The sequence below is a fragment of the Streptomyces sp. NPDC051136 genome (assembly GCF_044455745.1).
Lineage (GTDB): Bacteria > Actinomycetota > Actinomycetes > Streptomycetales > Streptomycetaceae > Streptomyces.
The window spans coordinates 32735-55265 of record NZ_JBITFE010000017.1 but is presented as its reverse complement, the minus strand read 5'-3'; the positions used below and the strand labels follow the sequence as shown (position 1 = coordinate 55265).

Sequence of the window (22531 nt, the reverse complement as noted above, 5' to 3'; positions counted from 1 at the left end):
TGGCGTCATCACCGCGTCACCATCGGCATTGGGAGGGCCTCTCCGTGCACGCTATGCTCCGATCGGATTGCTCTCAGTGAAGAGGGACGTTCGGAGGATGGACTTTCGCGTACTCGGCGCGCTCGAGGTGTGGACTGGACGACAGCGAATGCCGGTGCCCGGAGCGCGTCGGCAGCGAGTGCTGGCCGCCTTGTTGCTGACACCGAACTCGGTGGTGCCGCTGTCCAGGCTTGTGGAGATGACGTGGGAGGACGAGCCGTCTGGTACGGCTGTCAAGCAGCTGCGGAACTCCGTCTCTGCACTGCGTGAACGGTTGGGTGACACTGAGCAGCGACTCATCCGTACGGAGGCGCCCGGCTACCTGATCCGTATCGGTGAACAGGAGCTCGACTGGCTTCGGTTCGCCTCCGGGGTCGCCGGCAGCCGCCGTCACGCCGCTGAGGGAAGGATGGAGCTGGCGGTCGGGACGGTCCGGACGGCCTTGAGCCTCTGGCGTGGACCCGCGCTGGACGGACTGGGCACGGCATCGTTGAACAGGGCGGCAGCACGGCTGGACGAGCAGCGGCTCAGCGCGTTGGAGTTGTCTGTCCGGTGGAGGCTGGAACTCGGTGAGCATCAGGAAGTCGTCGAGGATCTCGTCGGTCTCGTGCACGACCATCCACTGCGCGAGGGGCTGCACGCGCAGCTGATGACGGCGTTGGACCGCTGTGGCCGACGTGCGGACGCGCTGCAGGTGTTCCACCGTCTCAGCACCCGGCTTGTCGAAGAACTCGGAGTCGGCCCCGGATCCGACGTACAGCGGCTGCATGAGCAGATCCTGCGAGGTGAGCCCCGATCCCGTGGCCGGACCTCCGACGCGGTGCCCAGCCCGAGGCGGCCCCGGAACATCGCTCCGCCGGTACCGAGGCATCTTCCCCCGTCGATCCGCGACTTCACCGGCCGTCTCGATCACCTGGCCGAGCTGGACGCCCTGTTGCCGCCGACCGGCGGGCAGGCCGTGGTGATCACCGCACTCGACGGATCAGGCGGCGTGGGCAAGACGACGCTCGCGGTGCACTGGGCCCACCGCGTGCAAGGTCGCTTCCCCGATGGCACGCTCCACGCCAATCTGCGCGGCTACGGTCCCGGGAAGCCCGCGCTCCCGGAGGAGGTGCTCCACGACTTCCTCGTCGCACTCGGCATTCACCCCGCGGCGGTACCCGCCGGGACAGGAGCGCGCTCCGGACTCTTCCGTACTCTTGTGGCGGGACGACGCATGCTGATCGTGGCGGACAACGCCAACAGCGCGGAGCAAGTCCGCCCTCTCCTGCCCGGAACACCCGGCTGCATGGTGCTGGTGACCAGCCGCGACAGCCTGACCGGTCTAGTGGTCACCGAAGCCGCGCACCGGCTCACGCTCGACGTGCTTCCGCCGGCCGAGGCCCTGAGCCTGGTCGTCGGCATCATCGGCCCCAGCCGAGCCCAGGCAGAACCAGCTGCGGTGGAGAACCTCGTTCGCCTGTGCGCGCGTCTGCCGCTGGCACTGCGGATCGCCGCCGGGCGCGCGGCCGCTCACGGGCACGCCGCCGTCGCCGACATCGTTGCCGAACTCGCCTCCGAGGATTCCAGACTCGACGCACTGAGCTGGGGCAAGGATCCCTACGCTGCGGTTCGTAAGGTGCTCGACTGGTCCTACGAGCAGTTGACCGCAGCGCAGGGATCTCTCTTCCGGCGTCTCGGCCTGCACCCCGGCCCGGACATCTCCACGCCCGCCGCGGCGGCCCTCGCGCACCTGACACCACGCGAGGCACGGCACCTGCTCAAGGCGCTGGGCGACGCGCACCTCATCGAACCGGTCACGTACGACCGGTACCGCTTCCACGACCTCCTGCGTGCCTACGCGAAGGAGTTGGCCGAGGAACACGAGACCGAGGACGAGCGCCGCGACGCCCTCGAAGCGATGCTCACCTGGTACAGCCACACGGCTCACGTTGCCGACAGCCGCCTGTACCCCACCTGCACGCGCGTGGTGACGGATCCCGCCCAGCCTGCCCATCCTCAGGCCATGCCCGACCGCACGCACGCCTGGACCTGGTTCACCGCGGAACGGGCCAACCTGACTGCAGCCCTGTACCACGCCGTCGATCACTCCATGGACCGCCACGCCCTGTACCTCATCGACGCGCTCGGGTTCCTGGTCCTCATGGGCGGCTGGGAGGAACGCATCGACACGGCCACCGCCGCCCTGCGCGCTGCAAAGAGGTCCGGCTGGACCGAGCACGAAGCCAACGTGCTGCTTGCTCGAGGAGAAGCGCTGGCCCACCTGCACCACCCCGACGCCCAACCAGACCTCACCCGCGCCTGCGCACTCGCACGGGACGTCGGCAACACCCATATCCAGATCGCCGCCCGCACCGAACTCGGCAGGTTGCTGCGGCGGCAGACCCGATTCTCCGAGGCACTGCACCATTTCGACGAAGTGCGGGCTCTCAGCCGAGGATTCGACACCGGACGCTGGGAAGCCGTGGCGGAAGGCAACACCGCTGCCCTCCACGCCGATCTCGGCAACCACCGGCAGGCCATCGACCACGGCATACGCAGCGCGGCGTTGCGCCGACAACTCGGCGACACGGACGGCGAGGCATGCGCGCTCGCGGACATCGCCAGAGGCTGGCAGGGGATCGGCGACCACGGCACGGCGATCGTCCACTGCCGGCGCGCCATCGCACTCGGGCGAACGTCCCTCGGCAGCCAGGACGAAACCCTTGCCGTGCCCCTCGCCGTGCTGGCCACCTCGTTGGCCCATCTCGGACGCGTGAACGAGGCCATCGACTGCTGGCAAGAGGCCGCCGCGATCTACACCGAGCGAGGACTGGATGCCGACGCTGCCAGGATGCACCACCACACCCACACGGCAGCCCGGCTACCTGGGGCGTCGAACGCCTACTTGCGTGGATGAAGCGGGCCCGTGGCCATGGTGACGGACCACGTGGCGGCTGCCGTCGAACGGACTGCTTCACCGGCCGCCGGCCGCCGGCCGTCTGCCCGGCGACCGGTCCCGCGTCCGCCTCCCCGTATGCCTGTGGCGGGGGAGGGGTTAGGCGGCGAGTCCCCAGCTCACCTGCTGGCCCGGGCAACTGCCCGCCGCCGCTCGCAGCGCTGCCGCCTCGGTCTCGTCTGCCGTCAGGTGTTAGCGCAGCTTCGTGCCGATCCATTCGGCGCTGTACCGGCAGTGCGCTTCGGCGGCCGGTGGCATCCACCGGGCCGGGCCGTAGTCGGCCTTGGACCGGTTCGAGTGCGCCGTGACCGCTGCCAGTGAGGTCTGCGCGCCCTGGTCGTTGGCGTGCGTCTCGCGCCGCTGGGCGGTCCAGGCGGAGGCGCCGCCGTTCCGGACCTCGGCGAGGGGCACCATGTGGTCGATGTCCAGGCCGGAGGCAGAGGTCACCCGGACGTGGTCGCAGTAGGACCGCCAGCGCTGGCCCGTCACCCGGCACCGGGGACGGACGGTCGGCGGCTCGGCGGCCTCGGCTGGAGCGCGGTACGCAGGGTCCGCAGCCGGTCGTCGCTTGTACGCCTGCGCGCCCATCGGCATGGTGCAGAGGACGCCGCAAAATCCGACAGAAGATGTCGGGTTTTGTGGACACAGTGGGGGCGCCGGTCGATGCCGTGGTGGCGCGGGCCGGGACGACGGACAGACAAGGACCCTCATGCGCGAAACACCCGACGATCTCCACCGGCTCCAAGCCCTCCTCGACGCCTCGCTCTCCCGGTCCACGGCGCACCTGCGGTCGATCATCAGCAGTGAGCGCACACTCACGGCCGAACAGCTCACCCGTGTGCTCACCGGCATGTGCACGCTTGCGCTGTCCACCGTGACGGCGAAGGGCGAGCCGCGGATCAGCGGCGTGGACGGGCACTTCCTGAACGGAAAGTGGCACTTCGGTACTGCGCGCGGCGCCGCCAAAGCCCGGCACCTCGCTGCCCGGCCCGCCGTCAGCGCCGCGCACATGCGCGGGGAGGACCTGGGCGTGTTCACGCACGGCACCGCAGAGGTCCTCAACCCCCACCCCGGCGAGCCGGCCGCCGACTGGCCGGACCTGCTCGCGTACTTCCGGGACTTCTACGGCGACGACGCCTTCGACTGGGACAACGACGTGGTCTTCTACCGGCTTCACCCGCAGTGGATGGCCGTGTTCGCCCCCGACCTCGCCAAGCTCGGCGCGAAGGGGGGCGGCGCGTGACCTCGCTCGTACCGGACCCGTGCCTGCCGGCCCCACACGCTGCCGGAGCCGGCAAGACGCGCAACACCATCGACGTCGTGGGCGCCCGCACCAACAACCTGCGCGACGTGTCCGTCAGCATCCCCAAAGGCCGGCTCGTCGCCTTCACCGGCGTCAGCGGCAGCGGCAAAACCTCGCTCGCCATCGACACCCTGCACAGCGAGGCGCAGCTGCGGTACTTGGAGGGCCTTTCGCCGTTCGTACGCCAGTACATCACCCAGCGCAACCGCCCCAAGGTCGACCGCATCATCGGCCTCGGCGCCACGCTCGCGGTCGACCAGCGCCGCCTGAACCGCAACCCCCGCTCCACGGTCGCCACGATCACCGGGATCGACGGACACCTCGGACTGCTCTACTCGCGCCTTCCGCGGATCGGCCAGGACACGGACACGGACCCGGCCGCGGACGTCGGCGCCCTGACCACTGCGCACTTCGACCGTCACACTCCCGAAGGCAGCTGCCCTGACTGCCATGGGGCCGGCGGACACTGGAAGGCCCAGGAAGACCTCGTCATCACCCGCCCGGACCTCCCGCTCTTCGAAGGTGCCTCCCCCTGGTACGCCAAATGGCGCTCAGGAGAGCACGTGTTCGTCCCCGCGCTCGCCGCCAAGCGCGGCGTGGACCTGCGCCGCACCTGGCAGTCACTGCCCGCGGCGTTCCAGCACGAGGTCCTGTACGGCACCGGCGAGGAGGCAGTCGAGGCCACCGTTGACATCCCGAACAGGAACGAGACGGCTCGTATGACCTACACCTCCAGCCAACCGTTGCGCGGCGCGCTCGCCGAGGTGGAACGGGTGTTCGTCAACGCCCGGACGGCCGACGCCAAGCAGCGCTACCTCCCGTACATGCGCAAGCAGCCCTGCGACACCTGCCACGGCAGCGGATTCGATCGGGTCGCCCGGTCCGTACGTCTCGGTGGCCTGACCTACCCCGAGTTGCTGGACGTGCACGTACGCGAGGTCCGCCGCTGGGCCGGGCATGTCGCCGACGCCCTCGACACCCGGCAGCACACCGTGGGCGATCCCCTGCTGCAGGACCTCGGACGCCGGCTCCGCCTCCTGGACCGGCTCGGCCTGGCCCACCTGCAGCTGTCCCGCAGCGCCGCCACACTGTCCGGCGGCGAGTTGCAGCGCACCCGGCTCGTCGCTCAGCTCGGCACCGAGCTGAGCGACGTCATCTTCGTCCTGGACGAACCCGGCGCCGGGCTGCACCCGGCGGACAAGGAGCACCTCCTCGACATCGCCCTGGAGTTGCGCGAAGCCGGCAACACCGTTCTCCTCGTCGAACACGATCCCGAGCTGATCGCGCGCGCCGACTGGATCGTCGACATGGGACCCGGCGCGGGCCGCCTCGGCGGCGAGGTCTTGGTCTCCGGACCGCCCGCACTGGCCGCCGACCTCGCCTCGCCCACTGGCCGCTACCTGGCCGGCAACGGGCCGCGGCTGCGCCGTACCCCCCGCCCGGTCCGCGATGACGCCGACTGGGTGGAACTGCACGGCCTGCGCGCGCACAACACGGCCGCGGAGCTGCTGCGTCTCCCTGCCCGGCGGCTCACCTGCCTGACCGGGGTCAGCGGCAGCGGCAAGAGCAGCGTCCTGGGCGCACTCGCCGCGGGCGCGGCGGCCGCCCTCAAAGGCACAGCCGCCGACACCGTGCGCGAGGTGACCGGACTCGACGGATTCGGCTGGGTCGCCGTGGTCGACCAGGAACCCCTCGGGCGCACGCCGCGGTCCAACCCGGCCACGTACAGCAAGGCGTTCGACCTCGTCCGCAAACTGTTCGCCGCCACCGACGCGGCACGCGCGCGCGGCGTCGACGCCTCCTGGTTCAGCTTCAACACCGCTGACGGCGGCCGCTGCGAGACCTGCGCCGGCCACGGCCGCAGGCTCGTCGACATGCACTTCCTCCCCGACATGTGGGTGGTGTGCGACACGTGCGACGGACGGCGCTACGGGCCCGAGGTCCTGGAGGTCACCTACCGGGGGCTGACCGTCGACCAGGTGCTGGACCTGACCGTCGCCGAGGCCGGGGAGGTCTTCACCGAACCCCGGCAGCTCGCGGAGACCCTCACTGCGCTCGACCGGGTCGGGCTCGGCTACCTCCGACTCGGGCAGAGCGCCACCGAGCTGTCCGGCGGCGAGGCCCAGCGCCTCAGACTCGCGTCCGCGATCCAGCGCGGTGCGGCGAGCCGCAAGGCCGGCCTCGTCATCCTCGACGAACCCGTCTCGGGCCTGCACCCGTCCGACGTCCAGCGGGTCGTCGACGCGCTCGACATGCTGCTCGACTCCGGCAACACCGTCGTCGTGGCCGAACACGACATCCCCGTCGCCGCCTCCGCGGACTGGGTGATCGACCTCGGACCGGGAGCCGGCGCCGACGGAGGCACCGTGGTCGCGCAGGGCACCCCCGACAGCGTCGCTGGCGCGGACACTCCCACCGCCGGATACCTCCGCCGCTACGCGGCCGGCCGGCCACTCCTGGACGCCTCGAAGGACACACGGCGCTGACGTACGGCGTGCCAACTCGACCGGGTGTCGTCAACGGCAGGTGATGATCAGCGAGGTCACCACGGTGCACGTGCGGGTGGCCGTGTCGTTCGCGGGCTGCGGGTCGACCGGGTTGCCGGCAGTGCGTGTCACTCTGACGGTGTAGGGCAGCCCCAGGGTGAGTGTGCCGACGGGAACCCGGAAGGTTCGGGTCGTGACAGCACCGGACGAGAGAGCTCCTACGGTGCAGACGACGCGGCCGCTCGTGGTGGTGCAGGAGCTGCTGGTGGCGGTCATCGGTGCGGGGAGGGCCGCGGTGACGGTGGCGGAACTCAACTCCGAGGGACCGTGGTTGCTGAGCGTGACGGTGTAGTCGATGTGTCCGTTGAGCAGGCCGGGGGCCTCCTTGGCCACCAAAGTCACACTCAGGTCTGCTGTGGGAGTGGGGACGAAGGCGATCCCGGTCGGCCGGCTGCCGACGGCGAACGTGGCGGTGGCGGCGCTGGTGGCGGTGTCGATCACTGTCACCGTGTTGCCGTTCGCGTTGGCGACGTAGGCGCGGCTCCCGGCCGGATCGAAGGCCACGGCCTCCGGTGCGCCGCCGGCCGGGACGGTGGCGGTGACGGTGCCGGTCACGGCGTTGATCACCGAGACGGTGTTGCTGCCGTTGTTGGTGACGTAGATGAGTCTCCCGTCCGGGGAGGAGGTCACCGCGTGCGGGGCGACTCCGACGGGGACGGTCGACGTCATCGTGCCCGTCGCGGTGTTGATCACCGCGAGGGATCCGCCGTTGACGAGTGTGACGTAGGCGAGGGTGCCGGAGGCGTTGAAGGCGACCCCGTACGAGTGGGCGGGCAGCGGTACGGAGGTGACGGTGTCGGTCGCGGTACTGATCACGCGGACGGCGTTGCCGTCGCTGTCGTCGGTGACGTAGACCTGCGAACCCGACGGGTTCACCGCCAGGGCGACGGGCCGCCCGCCGACCGTGATGGTGTCCGTGACGGTGCGGGTGGCGGCGCTGATCACGGAGACGGTGCCGTCGCCGGGGTGCGTGACGTAGATCCGGGCGTCGTCCGGAGCGACGGCCACCGCGTAGGGCGTCTGCCCGACCTGGATGGTGGCGGTCACTTCCGAGGTGGCCGTGTCGATCACGGAGACCGTGCCGTTGTCCGTGTTCGTGACGTACGCGAGGCTGCCGGACGCGTTGACGGCCACACCGTAGGGGACGGAGCCCACCTCGATGCTGGATGTGGTGGTGTTGCTGCTGCTGTCGACCGACGAGACGCTGCCGTCACCGCTGTTGACGACGTAGAGTGCGGGCCCACCGGGAGCAGCGGCCGCGGCGTCGGTGGTGGGCACAGCGGACATGGCGGTGGTCGCCAGCACCAGGCTCGCCAGCAAGCCGAAACGGCGACCGGCTCCGACCTTGCGTGGCGAACGGTTCCGTAACGTGAGGAACATCGACAACATCCCTTCCCCTGTGTCCCGCACCACGACCGCGGGAACCGGAGGGCCCCGGGAACCGGCGGCGGCACCGTCACACGGTCCCACCACCACCGGCCCCCTGACCACCTGCCGTCCTTCGCCGATCGTGGGCTCTCGCGGCGAGTTGAGGGGAATGGTTGCTGTTGGGAGCCTCCCTAATGACCTCGCAGGCGGGCACGCTGGGGACTTCGGGACACCGGGCAGGCGTCCGGGCCGTCGGCGACCAGTGTGGCCCTGTCGCAGTAGCCGGCCCGTGGGCAGTACTCCCCATCACCGCGGCCGTCCCCGCCGCGTCGCTGGCCGGAGGTACGACGTCTGGGCCGGTCGCTAGGCATAATCGGTGACTCCTCACTCCGGGCCGTAGTACAGCCGGAGGAACTCCTCCATCGCCGCGTCGACGCCGGCGCGGTCACCGGTGGCGAGCAGATCCAGCAGCAGGCCGCGGACGGTGGCGAGTCCGAGCCTGGCCCGGCTGCGGGCCAGGGCAGGGTCCGCCCCCGCTCCGACCTCGGCCGCCACGAGCGGCTCCAGCCAGTCCGTCACCAGCCCTTCGAGGACCGGAGCGGCCTCGGGGCGGCCGCGCAGCGCGTGTCCGCAGATTTCGAAGAAGAGCCGCTGCTGGCCGCCCAGCTGAGGAGCTGTGAGCTGCCGCCACAGCAGCCGGGCGGCATCGGCGGGCGAGAGGCCGGGCTCCAGGCGGAGCCGGGACAGCACGTCGCGCTGGCGTCGCTCCGACGTCCGGACGATCTCAACCAGCAGCTGTTCCCTGGAGCCGAAGTAGTGGATCAGCATGCGGTGGCTGACGCCGATCGCGGCGCCCAGCCTGCGCAGGCTCAGGTCCGCGATGCCGTGTTCCGCGACGTGGTCGACAGCCGCGTCCACCAGTTGTGCGCGCCGAGCCCCGTGCGCGCCTTGCTCGGCCTCGCCCTCGGGATGCGAGTCGTCCATGGTCACCACATCACGACTGTACCAATCGGTACATGGTGCATGTACCGTGTGGTACATGAAGTCTGTCATCGTGTCGATCGACGTACCTCAGACTCCCGAGCAGGTCTACGGTTTCCTCGACGTCATGGCGAACCACGAGCGGTTCACCGACCACTACCTGACCAACTGGCGCTGCACCGGCCCCGCCAGAGGCATCGGATCGTGCGCCACCGTCACCGCCGCGCTGGGCGGCACGAAGACCGACGTCACCATCGATGTCGTCGAGGCCGAGGCCCCTCGGCGCATCGTCGAACGCAACGTCAGCGCGGCCGGCCGGCGGCAGGGCCGCGGCACCTACACCATCGAACCGCTCCCCACCGGCGGGGCCCGCGTCTCGTTCACGTACACGTGGGTACGCGCCCCGCTCGCCGACCGGCTGCTGGCCCCCGTCGTACGGGCCACGATGCGGCACGCCAACCGCATCGTCATGCGACGCCTGGCCACCGAGTTGGCCTGCCACGTGTCCACCACCGAATCCTGACGGCGGCAGGCGCCGCCCCTTTGCCCCGGCGCAGGCCCGACTCCCACCGGGGGCCCTGCCCTCGGCCAAGGCCTCCTCCAGCCGACGCTGCGTCCCGACCAAGTGCTCACGCCTGCTCTTGGCGCAGGCCGTGCACATACCGGCCTCCTCGTCCCGAGGGAAACACCCCACCAGTACGCCGAAGTCCGGAGCCGCCAGGGGCAGGACGAGTTCGGCAGAACCTGCGCGCAGACGTCTCCCACCAATGCGAGCGAACCAGCCGTGGTGTACATGCGGTCCGCGGTTTCCACCAGGTCCTCCACCAATACGAGTATGTCGTGCAGTGGCCCGCGAGTCCCCCACAGGGCGTCGAGGCGCCGTGCCTCACGCAGGCGGTGTCGGGCGGTGACGGAGCGGAAGCCGAAGCCGCGTTCGTGCCCAGCCAGGGCGTCGCAGCGGCGGCCGCGCCGAGCGCAAGCACACTGCGGCGTGTGGTGGATGAATCGGGAGTACTCATGAGCAGCACGGTAGGGACGTGGGCCGCGCGGTGCGCTGGGGCTGCCACCCGGATCCGGCCGGGTGCACTCCCAGCACCACGGCACGCGCCAACCCGAGTTGCGGAACGATCCGGTCGCGAATGTGCTGCCGCTTCGAAGGCTGACCGTTCGGCAGGTCGCACGGGTCGGCTCTTCGCGCGGACCGCTCGGGAAATCTCGCATCCTCGCCCAGGTCCGCCACAGCGCCAGCCTCGACGAACGACAGCGCACCCTGACCGCCCTGGCTGCTCTTGAACACGACGGGACGGAACAAGACGCTCTTTGACTCTCGCTACCATCGACACCGAACCGAGAGATCGCGCCCTGATTCCTCACGCCTCGTCAAAGGCCTCGAGTAAGCGCTCGTACGCCGGCTTCGGCCGCAGGGCCACGTCCCACGGCAGGGAATCGGCCGTGCGCGGAGGATAGACCTTGGTCTCGGCGGTGGAACCGTACCGGTCGGTGAATCCCCATGTGGAGAACGATGTGCAGTTCGGCTCCTCCAGGCAGACCCGCAGCTTGCCCGCCATCTCATCAGCCTGGGTCTGCTGCCCGTCTTCCTCGTCCTCACCTATGGGGACGTCCATCTCCGACACCCGCGCCTGAACCCCGAGTTCCGCCAGGTCCCGCACATGGCTGCGGAAGGTCTCCGGGTCGATGCGGTCGCCGGGCGCATACTCATGGTTCTGGAAACCCACGCCGTCGATCGGTACGCCGCGTTCCTTGAGCCGCTTGACCAGATCGTAAAGGGCGTCCCACCGCTCGCCTTCCTCCTCGACCCCGTACTCGTTGAGGAACAGCCGTGCCTTCGGATCGGCCCGGTGGGCGGCCCTGAACGCCTCGTCGATGTACTCCTCGCCCATGGCCTCGTACCACGGGCTCTGCTCGGAGCGCAGACCGAGGTCCCCGTTGATGTAGCTCTTCGGGTCGTCGGACATGGGCTCGTTGACCACATCCCATTCCGCGACCTCTCCCTTGAAGTGCCCGGCGACCGTGGCGATGTGCTGGAGCATAGTCCGGCGCACCTCCTCGGGGTCGTCGTCCTCCCGCATCCAGTGAGGTAGGGCCTCGTGCCATACGAGGGTGTGCGCGTGCACCTTCATGTGGTTCGCGCGGGCGAAGCGTACGAGTAGGTCCGCGTCGCGGAAGTCGTAGACGCCCCGGCGCGGGTGGAGGAACTGTGGCTTGAACGCGTTCTCCGGAGTGAGCATGGAGAACTGACTTCCCGCGAGCGCCCGGTAGCGTGAGTCGGTGAGCAGCGGGTTCTCGGCCAGAGCGGTGCCGACGTCGAACGGCCGCCCCACGTCAGCGGCTCGCGCACGCAGCGAGTCGTCGGACTGCTCCTGGCGTAGCTGCGGCGCCTCGATCACACGGAGCGAGTCGCCGCTCTCTGCCCGCGCGATCAGCTGCGTCAGACGCCATCCCTCGCGGCGCTCGTCTTCGCCCGCGTCCGCCTCCAGGCCGAACCAGACCGTGCCCTCGGCGAACACCTCCGGGTCCTGCACGGTTCCCAGCCGCCGCCCGTCGGCTTTCACGCGGAAGGTGTCACCGATGCTCGACACGGCGAGCGTCACCGTCCCGGAGCAGCCACAGTCGAAACTCTTGGAGGTGGCTGGTTCATCGCCTTCGCCCTCCCAGATCTGTACCTTCACTTGTCCGTCAGCGGTCACACCGACGCGGAGTGAGGGCCGCTCCTGTCGCCACTCGTCGTAGATGACCGGTACACGTCCGTACAGCCGCAGCCATGAGTCGCCGTCATCATCACCCACACCGGACATGCGCGCGGTGACGGTGAAGTCGCCGTCGGACCTGAGATGCGGGCCGGCCAGGTTCACCGGGGGATTGGGCTGGCCGCCGGAGGAGTCCTGCTCCACGATGTGCCGATCCAATGCGCTGACCCGCAGGATGTCGTTCCGCACGGTGGTGCCCGGCATCTGCGTCCAGTCGTGACTCCGCAGCAGGTCTTCGTCTTTTCCGCCGTCCGTGCCGTCGCCCTTCCCCGTACACCCGGCCGCCACCGCCACGACGAGCACCAGGGCGGTCAGCCGCTGCCACGTCCCCCCACCAAGGCCCACGGTCCCTCTGCTCTCTTGTACGAGACGAGATCAACGTCTCGAAACCGGGCCACAGTTCATCACACGTGAGGTACGGGGGTGACGAGGTGGGCCGGGTCTGGAAGAAGTAGTTGGACCTGACCTGTTTCAGGGCAGACAGGACGGGGCGAGGATGCCGGTCACCGCGGCAGGAACAGGACGACTGTGCCGCGCGCCCTGCCGCGAGGAGTGCAGGGCGCCCGAGAAACGCACTTCCCAGCCTCCGAGCGTCAGGAAGATCTTCCCCAAACCGCGGCTCACCCGGGCTTCACCAGCCGACGCCGCGTCTACTCCGGGCCCGTGCTCCTGAGCCACGGCCGGGACCTTGAGAGAGGGGCGTGTCAGTGCTCGTTCGTAGGATCACGGCATGTCTGATGCCTTCACCGTGTTGTGGACCCATGACGTGTGCCGTGCGCTGCGCAAGGCCGGCCGTGTGGGGGAGCGGCCGCCGGTCGCGTTCAGCGGCGTTCACTCTTCCCTGCCCGCATGGACGGGCGCCGGCGCGGGGGATGAGGTGTACGCGCTGCATGTCAACCGGCGTGAGGTGTTCGTGGTGAGCCGGATGCGGGTGACCGACCGCGAGCGGCGCGGCTGCTGCGGCACGGCTCCTGCAACGGGGGAGGATCCTGCCTACCCCGGGCACGACGACTGGTCGATGCTCGGCGCCGAGGGCTGCGGCGCCGACGCGGTGCACGTGGACGCCACACCCGTACGTTTCGATACGCCCATCCCCGGCGAACTCCTCGCGAGGCTCACCTGGCGCAACCGCCGGGGCCAGACCCGCCAGCTGAAGTACGTGGTGGACGGCCGTCTTGAGAACTCGGTCAGCCTTCAGGGCTTCTACCGTCTGACTCCCGAGTCGGCCACAGAACTGGCAGACCTAGGGCGTGTCCGTCAAAGGCGAATCCAGACCAGCACTGCGGCGAGAACTGCGGCCGAGCGGTAGACGATCCCGAGCCCGTCGAACCTCCGAGCCAAGGCCCCGCCACCGCTTGAGCAGGGCGAAGGACCGTTCGACCACCCGCCGGTTCTTGTAAGCCACCGGATCGAAATTCGACAATGACCGCGGTGATCTCGCGGGTCTTGCCTTCTGCGCCGGTACGGTCACGGCAGCGCAGCGGCAGCGGCCGTAGCGGCGCTTCGCACGGCGCCGCCTCGGGATGCCGGTCAGCGTCATCTGGAGCTGGATGGACGAGTGGCTCTCTTGCCGCCCGGACCAAGAAGGAACATGCAGGAAGGGACTGAGACACGTCATGCAGAAGCGCAGTCTGAGGGACCTCGAGGTGTCGGCCGTCGGCCTGGGATGCATGGGGATGTCCGCGTTCTACGGCTCCGCCGACGAGGACGAGGGCATCGCCACCATCCGGCGCGCCCTCGATCTCGGCATCAGCTTCCTCGACACGGCCCAGATGTACGGCCCCCTCACCAACGAGTCACTGGTCGGCGAGGCGATCCGGGGACACCGTGACGAGTACGTGATCGCGACCAAGTTCAACTACCGGATGGACGACGCCGTACCCGGCGACGCCAGCACCGTCGGCCCGCAGGACGGCTCCGCCGAGCACGTGCGCAGCTCGGTCCACGGCTCCCTGCAGCGTCTGGGCACCGACCACATCGATTTGTACTACCAGCACCGGGTCGACCCGAACGTGCCCATCGAGGAGACGGTCGGCGCGTTGGGCGAGCTGGTGGCCGAGGGCCGGGTGCGGTACATCGGGCTGAGCGAGGCGAGCGCGGAGACCATCAGGCGGGCTCACGCCGTGCACCCGGTCACCGCCGTGCAGAGCGAGTACTCGCTGTGGTCGCGGGACGTGGAGGCAGAGGTGCTGCCCGCCTGCCGGGAGCTGGGGATCGGTTTCGTGCCGTACTCGCCGCTCGGGCGGGGCTTCCTCGCCGGTCGGTTCACCACGCCGGACGAGCTGGACGCAGACGACTGGCGCCGTCAGAACCCGCGCTTCCAGGACGCCAACTTGGAGGCGAACCTGCGGCTCGCGGCCAAGGTGAAGGAGATCGCCGCCGAGAAGGAGGTGACCCCCGCCCAGCTGGCCATCGCCTGGGTACTGGCCCAGGGCGAGCACCTGGTGCCCATCCCGGGCACCAAGCGCCGCACCTACCTGGAGCAGAACGCAGGAGCGGTCGGCATCGAGCTGACCGAGGACGACCTGGCGCGCATCGCCGCGGAGCTGCCGCCGGCGGCGGGGGAGCGGTACGACGAAGCGGGGATGCGGTCGGTCAACCGGTAGCCGCGCGGCCGTGCCTCCGCAGCCCGTGGTGAGCCGTCCGCCGTGACCGCGACGGACACCGTCCCCGGCCCGCCGGGGGCGGGGACTTTCGCGGGCGGGACTGCGAACGCGCCGGCCGGCACCGGCCGCCCTTCTCGCGTACGGAAACCGTACGGTTCACACGACGTGGACCGGGTGGCGGACGACCGCGTCGAACAGGTAGCCCTGCGTGTTGGCGGCGGTGGCGTCCGGCTGGGTCCGTCCGGTGCTGTCGGTGGCCCGGGCCAACAGGGTGCGGGGGCCGGTGGTCGACGGCCGCCACCGGGTGGACCAGCGGACCCAGCCGTCCCGCCGCGGCCTGTCGTGCAGCCGGGCCTCGTCCCAGGTGGTGCCGCCGTCGGTACTGACCTCGACCTGGACGACGCCCCCGGCCCCGGACCAGGAACGCCCGGTGAGCCGGTGCGTGGTGCCCGCGGGCAGGCGCGCCTCCCAGTTCAGCTCGAAGGCGCTCTTGACGGTCTGCCGGGTCAGCGGGGCGCTGCCGCCGGCCGGGTGGGCGTCCCCGAAGAGCCGGTAGAAGTCGGTGTTCCAGGGTGAGTAGAGGGGCTGCGCCGCCACCTCGATGTCGCCGATCCACTTGATGGAGGCGATGCCGATCCAGGACGGCACCAGAAGCCGCACGGGGTGCCCGTGGTCGGGCGGCAGGGGTTCGCCGTTCATCTCGTGGACGAGCAGGACGTCGTCGAGGGCCTTGGACAGCGGCAGCGGACGGCGGACCCGGCCGAGGTCGGTGCCGTCGGCGGTGGCGTAGGGGGCGTCGAGACCGCGCGGCATGACGTCCACGGCGCGCCGGTCCAGGCCGGCCCGCCTGAGGACGTCGGCGAGGCGGACACCGCGCCAACGGGCGGCGCCGATCGCGCCGAGCGTCCAGGCGGTGCCGCTGACGGACTGACCCTGTTGGGTGGTGAACAGGCTGCGCCCGTTGCCGGCGCACTCCACGAACGCGCTGTGTGAGACGGCCGGAAACGTCTTCAGGTCGTCGAGGGAGAACTCGACGGGACGCCGGTGGCGGAGGCCGTCCCCCCAGACGGTGAGCGACCAGTCGGCGGCGTCGAGGACGGGCGTCGTGGTGTGGTTACGGACGAAGAAGCGCTCGTTGGGGGTGTGGTAGCCGGTTCCGGCGAGGGCGGCGAACCGGGTCTCGGCGTTGGTGCCGCGAACGGTGAACCACGCCTCGGGCAGGGGCTTGACGATCCCGGCCGCGGTGGCGCCCCGGCCGGCGGCCCACGCGAGGGGGCTTGGCGCCGCGGTGGCGGCGCCGGCCAGTCCGGCGGCCGTCAGGAGGCGGAGCATGTCGCGGCGGGTGACGCCGTCGGCGCGGACCTCGCCGGCCAGCCACTGGCGGAGTCTGCGACGGTCGTGAGCGGTTTCGGAGGGATGCATGGCGGCCTGCCTTTCGTCCGGAGCACCGCCCTTGCCGGAGCACGGACGGTGCGTCGGGGACGCGGAGAACGAGGGGAAGGCTCCCGGGGCGGAGAGGCGCCCGGAGAGGCGCCCGGAGAGGCGCTCGGCATCGGCGCGGTGCGCCCACCTGGTGGACGGACGGGAACCGCGCGGCGCGGATCAGACGGTGGGGATCAACAACAGCCGTGGAGCACGAGCACACGGGACCGCGGGGCGGTGGTGCGGCGTCGGCTGGGGATCATGGCGCCATCCTACGAAAGCGGCGGCACGCGTGGGCCGGAACCGGCGTACTCGCCCAGTGGCTTCGCCGGTCCCGCGCGGTCCCGGTGACCCGCAGCCGCCACCCCGTCGGCGAGGCGTACATGGCGCACACGACGGCCGCACCGGACCCGGCCCGCAGCGCGAGCGCGGCGGGATGTCACGCCGGCGACGTCGCCCGGCGGGAGACCGCCGCCGTGGGTAAGCAGGCCGCCGTGCGGCCGGCCCCGGAAGGAGGACCGCGGCCAAGGGCCGGGCACGCCGCGCCGTGCCCTGCTCCGCGGCCGCGGTCAGGGCCGGCCGGAACGGCCGGCGCCGTCGCGCCCGCCGGGCCCGGGGGAGAGGCCGGCGTCACGGAAGAGGCAGGCCGCCCGCCTCTGGCCCGACCTCGGGCCGCTGATCACCCACCGGCCGAGGTTCTCGGGGCCGGGTACCGGGTGCCGGGTGCCGGGCGCAGCAACGTCCGCGTCATGCTGTGTCGGGACCATCCCGCTGTGGACCTTCTGCGTCCCGCCTCGTGCGATCGGCGGTCGCGGCAGCATGGCTCCGGCTTCCCGCCGCGGACTCCCTTTCGGCCCTCGCTGCACGGGTCAGGGAGAGGGACCGGGACGTTGACCGGTCGTGCGGGCCCTCCGCCGCAACCGTCCGCTGACGGAAGGAGCACGGCCACCGCTTTCCCGGCCGTGACGAACTGTCAGGCCGCCGCGGTGCGGTAGACGCTGGGGCTCAGGCCCCGGTGGCGTTTGAACGCGGCGCTGAAGCCGAAGGCATCGGCGTAGCCGACGAACCTGGCGATCTGTGAGACGGCGAGGTCGGTGTCGGACAGCAGCGCCGCGGCCTCGTCCATGCGGCACTCGGTCAGGTAGGCGAGCGGAGGACGGCCCATGACCTCCGTGAAACGCTTGGCGAACAGCGCGCGCGAGACACCGGACTCGGCGGCGAGCGAGGCCACCGTCCACCTCTGGGAGGGCCGGGCGTGGAAGGCGTGGAGCGCGGGGGCGAGCAGCGGGTCGGCCAGGCCGCGGTACCAGTGCGGGGCGTGCGAACCCGCCTGCTCGAACCAGGCACGCAACGTGCACACCAAGGCCCAGTCCAGGAGCCGGTCCATCAGCGCCTGCGAGCCGGCCGAGCGCTGGGCGGCGTCGGCGGCGGCCTGCTCCAGCCAGTCGCAGACCTCGGCGTCCTCGCTGACCACCAGCACCGGCGGCAGGCCGCGCAGCAGTCGCTCGTGGCGACGGCCCGAAGCACGGTAGGCGCCCACGATCAGCGCGGTCGCCCCGTCCGGATCGTCGCCCCAGCGGATGCCGCCGAGCTCCCGGACGGTGCGCTCGGCGGATTCCGTGAAGCAGGCGATCCCGTACTCGGCGTGGGGACGGTCGAAGGAGGCCGGCCCGTCCGCGAGGTGGAACGTGCCCGGACCGCGTACGACGGCCGTGTCACCGGCGCGCACCGCTCGTTCGGTTCCGTCGGGCAGGCGCAGGGCGCCGCCGCCGCGCAGCACGCTGACCATGGTGAGCGGAGCACCGTCGGCGAAGCGGACGGTCCAGGGCGCTTCCAGCACCGCGTGGCTGACCACCGAGCCCTCGGCCCGGATTCCGCTGAGCAGAGAACTCAAGGGATCCACGCGGGCCATCGTAGACGAACTCCTATGTCATGGAGCGTTTCTCCCATGGATCATCCAATCGATCACCCGTGTACTGGACGGGCAGCACCGACGGAGACCAGTCAGGAGAAACGATGCCGCACCCTGCCAGCGCAGCCCGGACCGCCCTCGTGGTCATGGCTCACCACCGCGCCGATTCCCTCACGGCGCACACGGCCCGCCGTACCGTCGCGCAACTCCGGGACGCCGGGTACGAGGTCGACCTGCTCGACCTGCACGCCGAAGGCTTCGACCCGCGGATGAACCCGGCGGACCAGCCCGACTGGGGTGACCGGGACAAGCCCTACTCGGACGAGGTCCGGGCCCACATGCGGCGCATCCTCGACGCCGGTCTCGTCGTCGCCGTGTTCCCCGTGTACTGGCAGAGTGTGCCCGCCCTCCTCAAGGGCTGGATCGACCGGGTCTGGAACTACGGATTCGCCTACGGCCGCAGCAAGCCCCGCCTGGCCGGCAAGCGCATGCTGTGGCTGGGTCTGGCCGGTGCCACCTCCGACGATCCCGTCACGGACGGGATGCGTGCCGTGCTGGAGGCCAACCTGAGCGAAGGCATCGCCTACTACTGCGGGTTCTCCCACTCGTCCGTCGCGCTCCTTCCCGACGCCGAGGAGCGCCCGCAGCGACTGGACACCGAGGGGAACCTGCTGGTCGGCGACGCGGTCGCGGGAGCCGAACGCGAGGCGCAGTACGCCGAGTTCGACCGCCGCGCGAGGAAGGCCGTGGAAGGCTTCCTCGCGACCGAGCCGGTGGCGGGCTGAGGACCCCCCGATCACGGCGGGCCGGCCGCCGCGGGGAGCCGGCCTCACCGGCCGGCTCCCCGCGGCGTCCTGCCTCACCTTCGCCAGAACAGGTGGTGCTTCACGCCACTCGGGCTGGGCACGACCTCCAGGTGGAACCGGTCGAGCAGCTCGTCGGGGGACTCCCACAGCCGTAGCCCTGACCCGAGCTTCACCGACGAGACCGCGACGTGCATGGTGTCGACGAGGCCGGCGTCGAGGAACTGCCGGATGGTGGTGACCCCGCCGCCCAGGCGGACGTCCTTGCCCCGCGCCGCTTCCCGCGCCCGCTCCAGGACCGCGGCCGGGTCGTCGCCGACGAAGTGGAACGTGGTGTCGGACAGCGTGAACGACGGCCGCTCGTGGTGGGTCATGACGAACACCGGGGTGCGGAAGGGAGGCTCCTCGCCCCACCAGCCGCGCCACTCATGATCCGGCCAGGGCCCGCGCTGCGGCCCGAACTTGTTGCGGCCCATGATCTCGGCACCGATGTTGCGCGCGAAGTCTCTCGTGAAGTAGTCGTCCAGGCCACGGCTCCCGCCGGGATCCGTGCGCATGGGCCAGTTCGCCGTGGCGCCGGCCCAGGCGAACAGCCTCTCGGGACGGTCCAGGCCGAACGGTTCCTCGAGACTCTGGTGCTCACCGGCACCGATTCCGTCACGCGAGACATTGAAGTTCATGACTCTCAGCAGTTGATCCACGGTCCCTCATCCGTTCCTGTCGCGGTGCGCGGCGAGACGCCGCACACCCATACGTCGAACGGGACGCACCCGGACAGACAGCGGCCCGCTACGCGCAGGATCGTCCACTCCACAGCGGAGGAACGCACCGCCTGCTCGGTGGTGAGGCACTCAGCTCGGCCCAGCACCGGGCGGACAGCAGCACCAGCCACTGGACGCCGACGCGGGCGACGAGTTGGCCCCGCCCGGTGCCGCGAAGTCGCGGACCTCGTCCGGCGCCTGGCGCCGTACCCGCCGGACTGGGCCGTGATCGTGTGTGCGCGCTACTCGGACCGGTGGCGGATTGCCGCAAGGAGGCGCCGCATGCCCACCGCGTGCCCACCCGTCCCGATCACCAGCCGCCGGTAGAGGCCGCCGGCCGGCCCGGGGAAAACGGCTCGGCTCTCGGCGCGCAGCCGTGACCGGCGCGGACTGACCTCTTCGAGGCGAAAGACCAGGGCGTAGGAGGAGAAACGATGACGGCCCACAAGGGCCAACTCCCGTCCCGGGACGGCGGCGAGCACCCGGAAACCGGGCAACGTCGAGCCTTCCGCCAGGGGCCGTGGCCCGGAGGCCGTGCAGTCGGCGGATCCCACCAGTCTGGCGTAGCATGCCATGCCGGGACCCGCGAAGGACCGGTCCAGGGTCTCGCCCAGACCCCGCCAGACGTCCTCGACCCCCGCCGCGACGACCGTCGCGTGCTCATCGATGTACGGCAACGAAGCGATCGGCATCAAAGCCTCCGTCTGGTTCCGTCCCCCGCCGCGGCGTCCGCGGTGCGAAGAACGGGAACGGCTTCTCCGTCCACGCGGTCATCGTCGCAGACCGCCCGGGGCACGTGCTGCCTGACGAGGCAATGGTTGCCCCGCCGTTGAGGGCCCGCCGCGCCGCCATGGGCTGGTCGGCATGCTTCCGGGACACGTTCAGCCGGCCGACGGGCCCCGGAAGCCGGGGGTGCCTCCGCAAAGAGGCGCGTCAGGCGCCGCCGTGCCCGGCCCCGCCATATCCCGGTCCACGGTCCCGCGCCCATGCCGCCCCGCTCGCCCGACGGCTTTCCGCCGCGCGCACCGGCCTCCCCCGCCCGGCCGCCGACTCATCTCGTCCGGTTGACGATATCTACGCCTCCCAGTTATCGTCGCACTGACGAAATCGAGGGGGTCCGTCATGGCCGACATCACCCGGCGCTTCGGATGGCGCCATCTGCGCTCCGCGCCCACCGCCCACATCCGCCACCACAAGCGGGGCCGGCTCGTCCACGACGGCCGGGGGCTCAGCTTCTGGTACCGGTCGCTGTCGGCGGCGCTGTCCGAAGTGCCGGTCGACGACCGGGAGCTGGCCATGGCGTTCCACGCCCGGACGGCCGACTTCCAGGACGTCACCGTGCAGGCCACCGTCACCTACCGGATCAGTGACCCGGCCGAGGCGGCGAACCGGCTGGACTTCTCCGTGGACCCCGACAGCGGGAGGTGGCGCGGCACCCCCCTGGAGCAGATCGCCACCCTCCTGACCGAGACCGCGCAACAGCACACGCTGGACGTGCTGGCCCGCACCCCGCTGGCCGTCGCGCTGGTGGACGGCGTCGCCTCCGTGCGGGAACGGGTCGCCGCCGGTCTCGCAGCCGAACCCCGCCTGCCGGCCACCGGCATCGACGTGGTCGCCGTACGCGTCGTGGCGATCCGGCCGGAGGCGGAGGTGGAGCGCGCCCTGCGCACCCCGGCCCGCGAACAGATCCAGCAGGAGGCCGACCGGGCCACCTACGAGCGGCGGGCCGTCGCCGTCGAGCGCGAGCGTGCCATCGCCGAGAACGAACTCGCCAGCCAGATCGAACTGGCCAGGCGCGAGGAGCAGTTGGTCGACCAGCGAGGCACCAACACGCGGCGCGAGGCGGAGGAGAAGGCGGCGGCGGACGGCGTACGGACCGAGGCCGAGGCGGCCCGCACGGTCCGCCTGGCCCGCGCGGAGGCCGAGGCCGCGCGCGCGACGGGCGCGGCGCGCGCCGAGGCCCAGGCCGCCTGGCTGCGGGTGCACGGCGAGGTCGATCCGGCCACGCTGCACGCCCTGGCGGCGACCCGGCTGGCGGAGAACCTGCCGCGGATCGAGAGCGTCACCCTTTCCCCGGACGTGCTCACCGGGCTCCTCGCCAGGATGGGGCGGCCGGCAGGTGGGGCGGACGTGTGAGCCTGGCCCCGCGGGCGGTGCTCGTGCACCGCAGGACCGAGTACGAGGAACTGCTCGCCCGGCACGGGACGCACGGGCAGGCGGCGTTCTTCCTCTCCAGCCGCGGCCGCTCGATAGACGAGGTGGCCCGCCGCCACGACGTCACCCTGCGGGCGCTGCGGGAGGTGGCGTCGGCGGTGCCGCTGACCTGGCGCAGCACCCGGGTGGAACGTGCGGACCTGGATCGGTTCCTGTTCGCTCCGGAGGACGTGGTGATCGTGGTCGGCCAGGACGGCCTGGTCGCCAACACCGCGAAGTACCTCTCCGGGCAGCCGGTGGTGGGCATCGACACCGATCCGGGACGCAATCCGGGGGTCCTGGTCCGTCACCGCTGCCCCGACGCGGCGGGCCTGCTGCGCGCCGCGACCGCGGCCCGGGACGGCGGCGGCGGGGTGGAGGAGCTGACCATGGTCGAGGCGGTCGCCGACGACACCCAGCGCCTCCTGGCGCTGAACGAGATCTATCTGGGGCCGCCCGGACATCAGACGGCCCGTTACCGCCTGGGTACCGTCACCGGGACGGATCCGGGCGAGGCCCAGGCTTCCTCCGGCGTCCTCGTCGGCACCGGCACCGGCGCCACCGGATGGCTCCGCTCCCTGTGGCTGGAGCGCGGCGCCACCGTGCCGATGCCCGCGCCACGCGATCCGCGACTGCTGTGGTTCGTGCGCGAGGCCTGGCCTTCGCCCGCGACCGGTACCTCGAGGGTCTCGGGTGAACTGGGGCGGGGACAGGCGCTGCGGCTGACCGTGGAGTCGGACCGGATGGTGGCCTTCGGGGACGGGATGGAGGCCGACGCCCTGGAGCTGACCTGGGGCCAGAGCGTGCGGGTGGGGATCGCCGCGGCGTCACTGCGCCTGGTGACGTGAAGGGACCTGCCGGCGGGCACCGGTGACCGGTGGGGGGCGATCG

17 protein-coding genes are annotated in these 22531 nt (G+C 71.2%); 9 read left to right on the top strand and 8 right to left on the bottom strand.

The features are described from left to right. Positions 1 to 97 precede the first annotated feature (97 nt). Entirely contained in the window at positions 98 to 2938 is a 2841-nt protein-coding gene (locus ACIBCJ_RS35130) for a BTAD domain-containing putative transcriptional regulator (RefSeq protein WP_365981057.1), read from the top strand. Between the two features lie 231 nt (positions 2939 to 3169). On the opposite strand, the gene ACIBCJ_RS35125 is transcribed toward ACIBCJ_RS35130, so the two are convergent. Then, entirely contained in the window at positions 3170 to 3424 is a 255-nt protein-coding gene (locus tag ACIBCJ_RS35125; RefSeq protein ID WP_365981056.1) for a hypothetical protein, read from the bottom strand. Between the two features lie 262 nt (positions 3425 to 3686). On the opposite strand from ACIBCJ_RS35125, the gene ACIBCJ_RS35120 reads away from it, so the two are divergent. Continuing rightward, complete coding sequence (locus ACIBCJ_RS35120; RefSeq protein ID WP_365981055.1) at positions 3687 to 4220, top strand: pyridoxamine 5'-phosphate oxidase family protein; 534 nt, start codon at positions 3687 to 3689, stop codon at positions 4218 to 4220. Beyond that, positions 4217 to 6766 carry an excinuclease ABC subunit UvrA gene (locus ACIBCJ_RS35115; RefSeq protein ID WP_365981054.1) on the top strand — a complete coding sequence of 850 codons (2550 nt, stop codon included), beginning with the start codon at positions 4217 to 4219 and terminating at the stop codon, positions 6764 to 6766. Before ACIBCJ_RS35120 ends, ACIBCJ_RS35115 begins: the two co-directional genes overlap by 4 nt. Before the next feature lie 30 nt (positions 6767 to 6796). Here the strand turns inward: ACIBCJ_RS35115 and ACIBCJ_RS35110 are convergent, their stop codons facing one another. Both ACIBCJ_RS35110 and ACIBCJ_RS35105 read right to left on the bottom strand, forming a co-directional pair. Further along, positions 6797 to 8146, bottom strand: a complete 1350-nt coding sequence (locus tag ACIBCJ_RS35110) for a beta-propeller fold lactonase family protein (protein ID WP_365981053.1) — start codon at positions 8144 to 8146, stop codon at positions 6797 to 6799. Positions 8147 to 8578: 432 nt separating this feature from the next. Next, entirely contained in the window at positions 8579 to 9178 is a 600-nt protein-coding gene (locus ACIBCJ_RS35105) for a TetR/AcrR family transcriptional regulator (RefSeq protein ID WP_365981099.1), read from the bottom strand. Positions 9179 to 9233: 55 nt separating this feature from the next. Here ACIBCJ_RS35105 and ACIBCJ_RS35100 point away from each other — a divergent pair, with 55 nt between their 5' ends. Continuing rightward, positions 9234 to 9698, top strand: coding sequence for an SRPBCC family protein (locus tag ACIBCJ_RS35100; RefSeq protein WP_365981052.1), 465 nt, complete (start codon positions 9234 to 9236; stop codon positions 9696 to 9698). Positions 9699 to 10545: 847 nt separating this feature from the next. On the opposite strand, the gene ACIBCJ_RS35095 is transcribed toward ACIBCJ_RS35100, so the two are convergent. After that, a complete protein-coding gene (locus ACIBCJ_RS35095; protein ID WP_399284300.1) occupies positions 10546 to 12288 on the bottom strand; it encodes an endo-1,4-beta-xylanase in 1743 nt (580 codons plus the stop codon). 385 nt (positions 12289 to 12673) lie between these two features. Between ACIBCJ_RS35095 and ACIBCJ_RS35090 the strand changes: the two genes are divergently transcribed. Both ACIBCJ_RS35090 and ACIBCJ_RS35085 read left to right on the top strand, forming a co-directional pair. Continuing rightward, complete coding sequence (locus ACIBCJ_RS35090) at positions 12674 to 13252, top strand: hypothetical protein (RefSeq protein WP_365981050.1); 579 nt, start codon at positions 12674 to 12676, stop codon at positions 13250 to 13252. A gap of 307 nt (positions 13253 to 13559) precedes the next feature. After that, the gene (locus ACIBCJ_RS35085; protein ID WP_365981049.1) at positions 13560 to 14549 is read left to right on the top strand and encodes an aldo/keto reductase; all 990 of its coding nucleotides are present in this window, start codon (positions 13560 to 13562) and stop codon (positions 14547 to 14549) included. A gap of 156 nt (positions 14550 to 14705) precedes the next feature. Here ACIBCJ_RS35085 and ACIBCJ_RS35080 read toward each other — a convergent pair whose 3' ends face one another. Together ACIBCJ_RS35080 and ACIBCJ_RS35075 are read right to left on the bottom strand one after the other, a co-directional pair. Continuing rightward, a complete protein-coding gene (locus tag ACIBCJ_RS35080) occupies positions 14706 to 15971 on the bottom strand; it encodes a sulfite oxidase (RefSeq protein ID WP_365981048.1) in 1266 nt (421 codons plus the stop codon). A 973-nt stretch (positions 15972 to 16944) separates the two neighbouring features. Further along, entirely contained in the window at positions 16945 to 17883 is a 939-nt protein-coding gene (locus ACIBCJ_RS35075) for an AraC family transcriptional regulator (RefSeq protein WP_365981047.1), read from the bottom strand. 104 nt (positions 17884 to 17987) lie between these two features. On the opposite strand from ACIBCJ_RS35075, the gene ACIBCJ_RS35070 reads away from it, so the two are divergent. Further along, a complete protein-coding gene (locus ACIBCJ_RS35070; RefSeq protein WP_365981046.1) occupies positions 17988 to 18668 on the top strand; it encodes an NAD(P)H oxidoreductase in 681 nt (226 codons plus the stop codon). Positions 18669 to 18742: 74 nt separating this feature from the next. Here ACIBCJ_RS35070 and ACIBCJ_RS35065 read toward each other — a convergent pair whose 3' ends face one another. Both ACIBCJ_RS35065 and ACIBCJ_RS35060 read right to left on the bottom strand, forming a co-directional pair. After that, on the bottom strand, positions 18743 to 19387 hold the full coding sequence (locus ACIBCJ_RS35065; protein WP_365981045.1) for a dihydrofolate reductase family protein: 645 nt from the start codon (positions 19385 to 19387) through the stop codon (positions 18743 to 18745). A gap of 302 nt (positions 19388 to 19689) precedes the next feature. Then, entirely contained in the window at positions 19690 to 20139 is a 450-nt protein-coding gene (locus ACIBCJ_RS35060) for a hypothetical protein (RefSeq protein WP_362107246.1), read from the bottom strand. Between the two features lie 430 nt (positions 20140 to 20569). On the opposite strand from ACIBCJ_RS35060, the gene ACIBCJ_RS35055 reads away from it, so the two are divergent. Then, positions 20570 to 21583, top strand: a complete 1014-nt coding sequence (locus tag ACIBCJ_RS35055; RefSeq protein ID WP_365981044.1) for an SPFH domain-containing protein — start codon at positions 20570 to 20572, stop codon at positions 21581 to 21583. Continuing rightward, positions 21580 to 22488 carry a hypothetical protein gene (locus ACIBCJ_RS35050; RefSeq protein WP_365981043.1) on the top strand — a complete coding sequence of 303 codons (909 nt, stop codon included), beginning with the start codon at positions 21580 to 21582 and terminating at the stop codon, positions 22486 to 22488. Before ACIBCJ_RS35055 ends, ACIBCJ_RS35050 begins: the two co-directional genes overlap by 4 nt. Positions 22489 to 22531 lie beyond the last annotated feature (43 nt).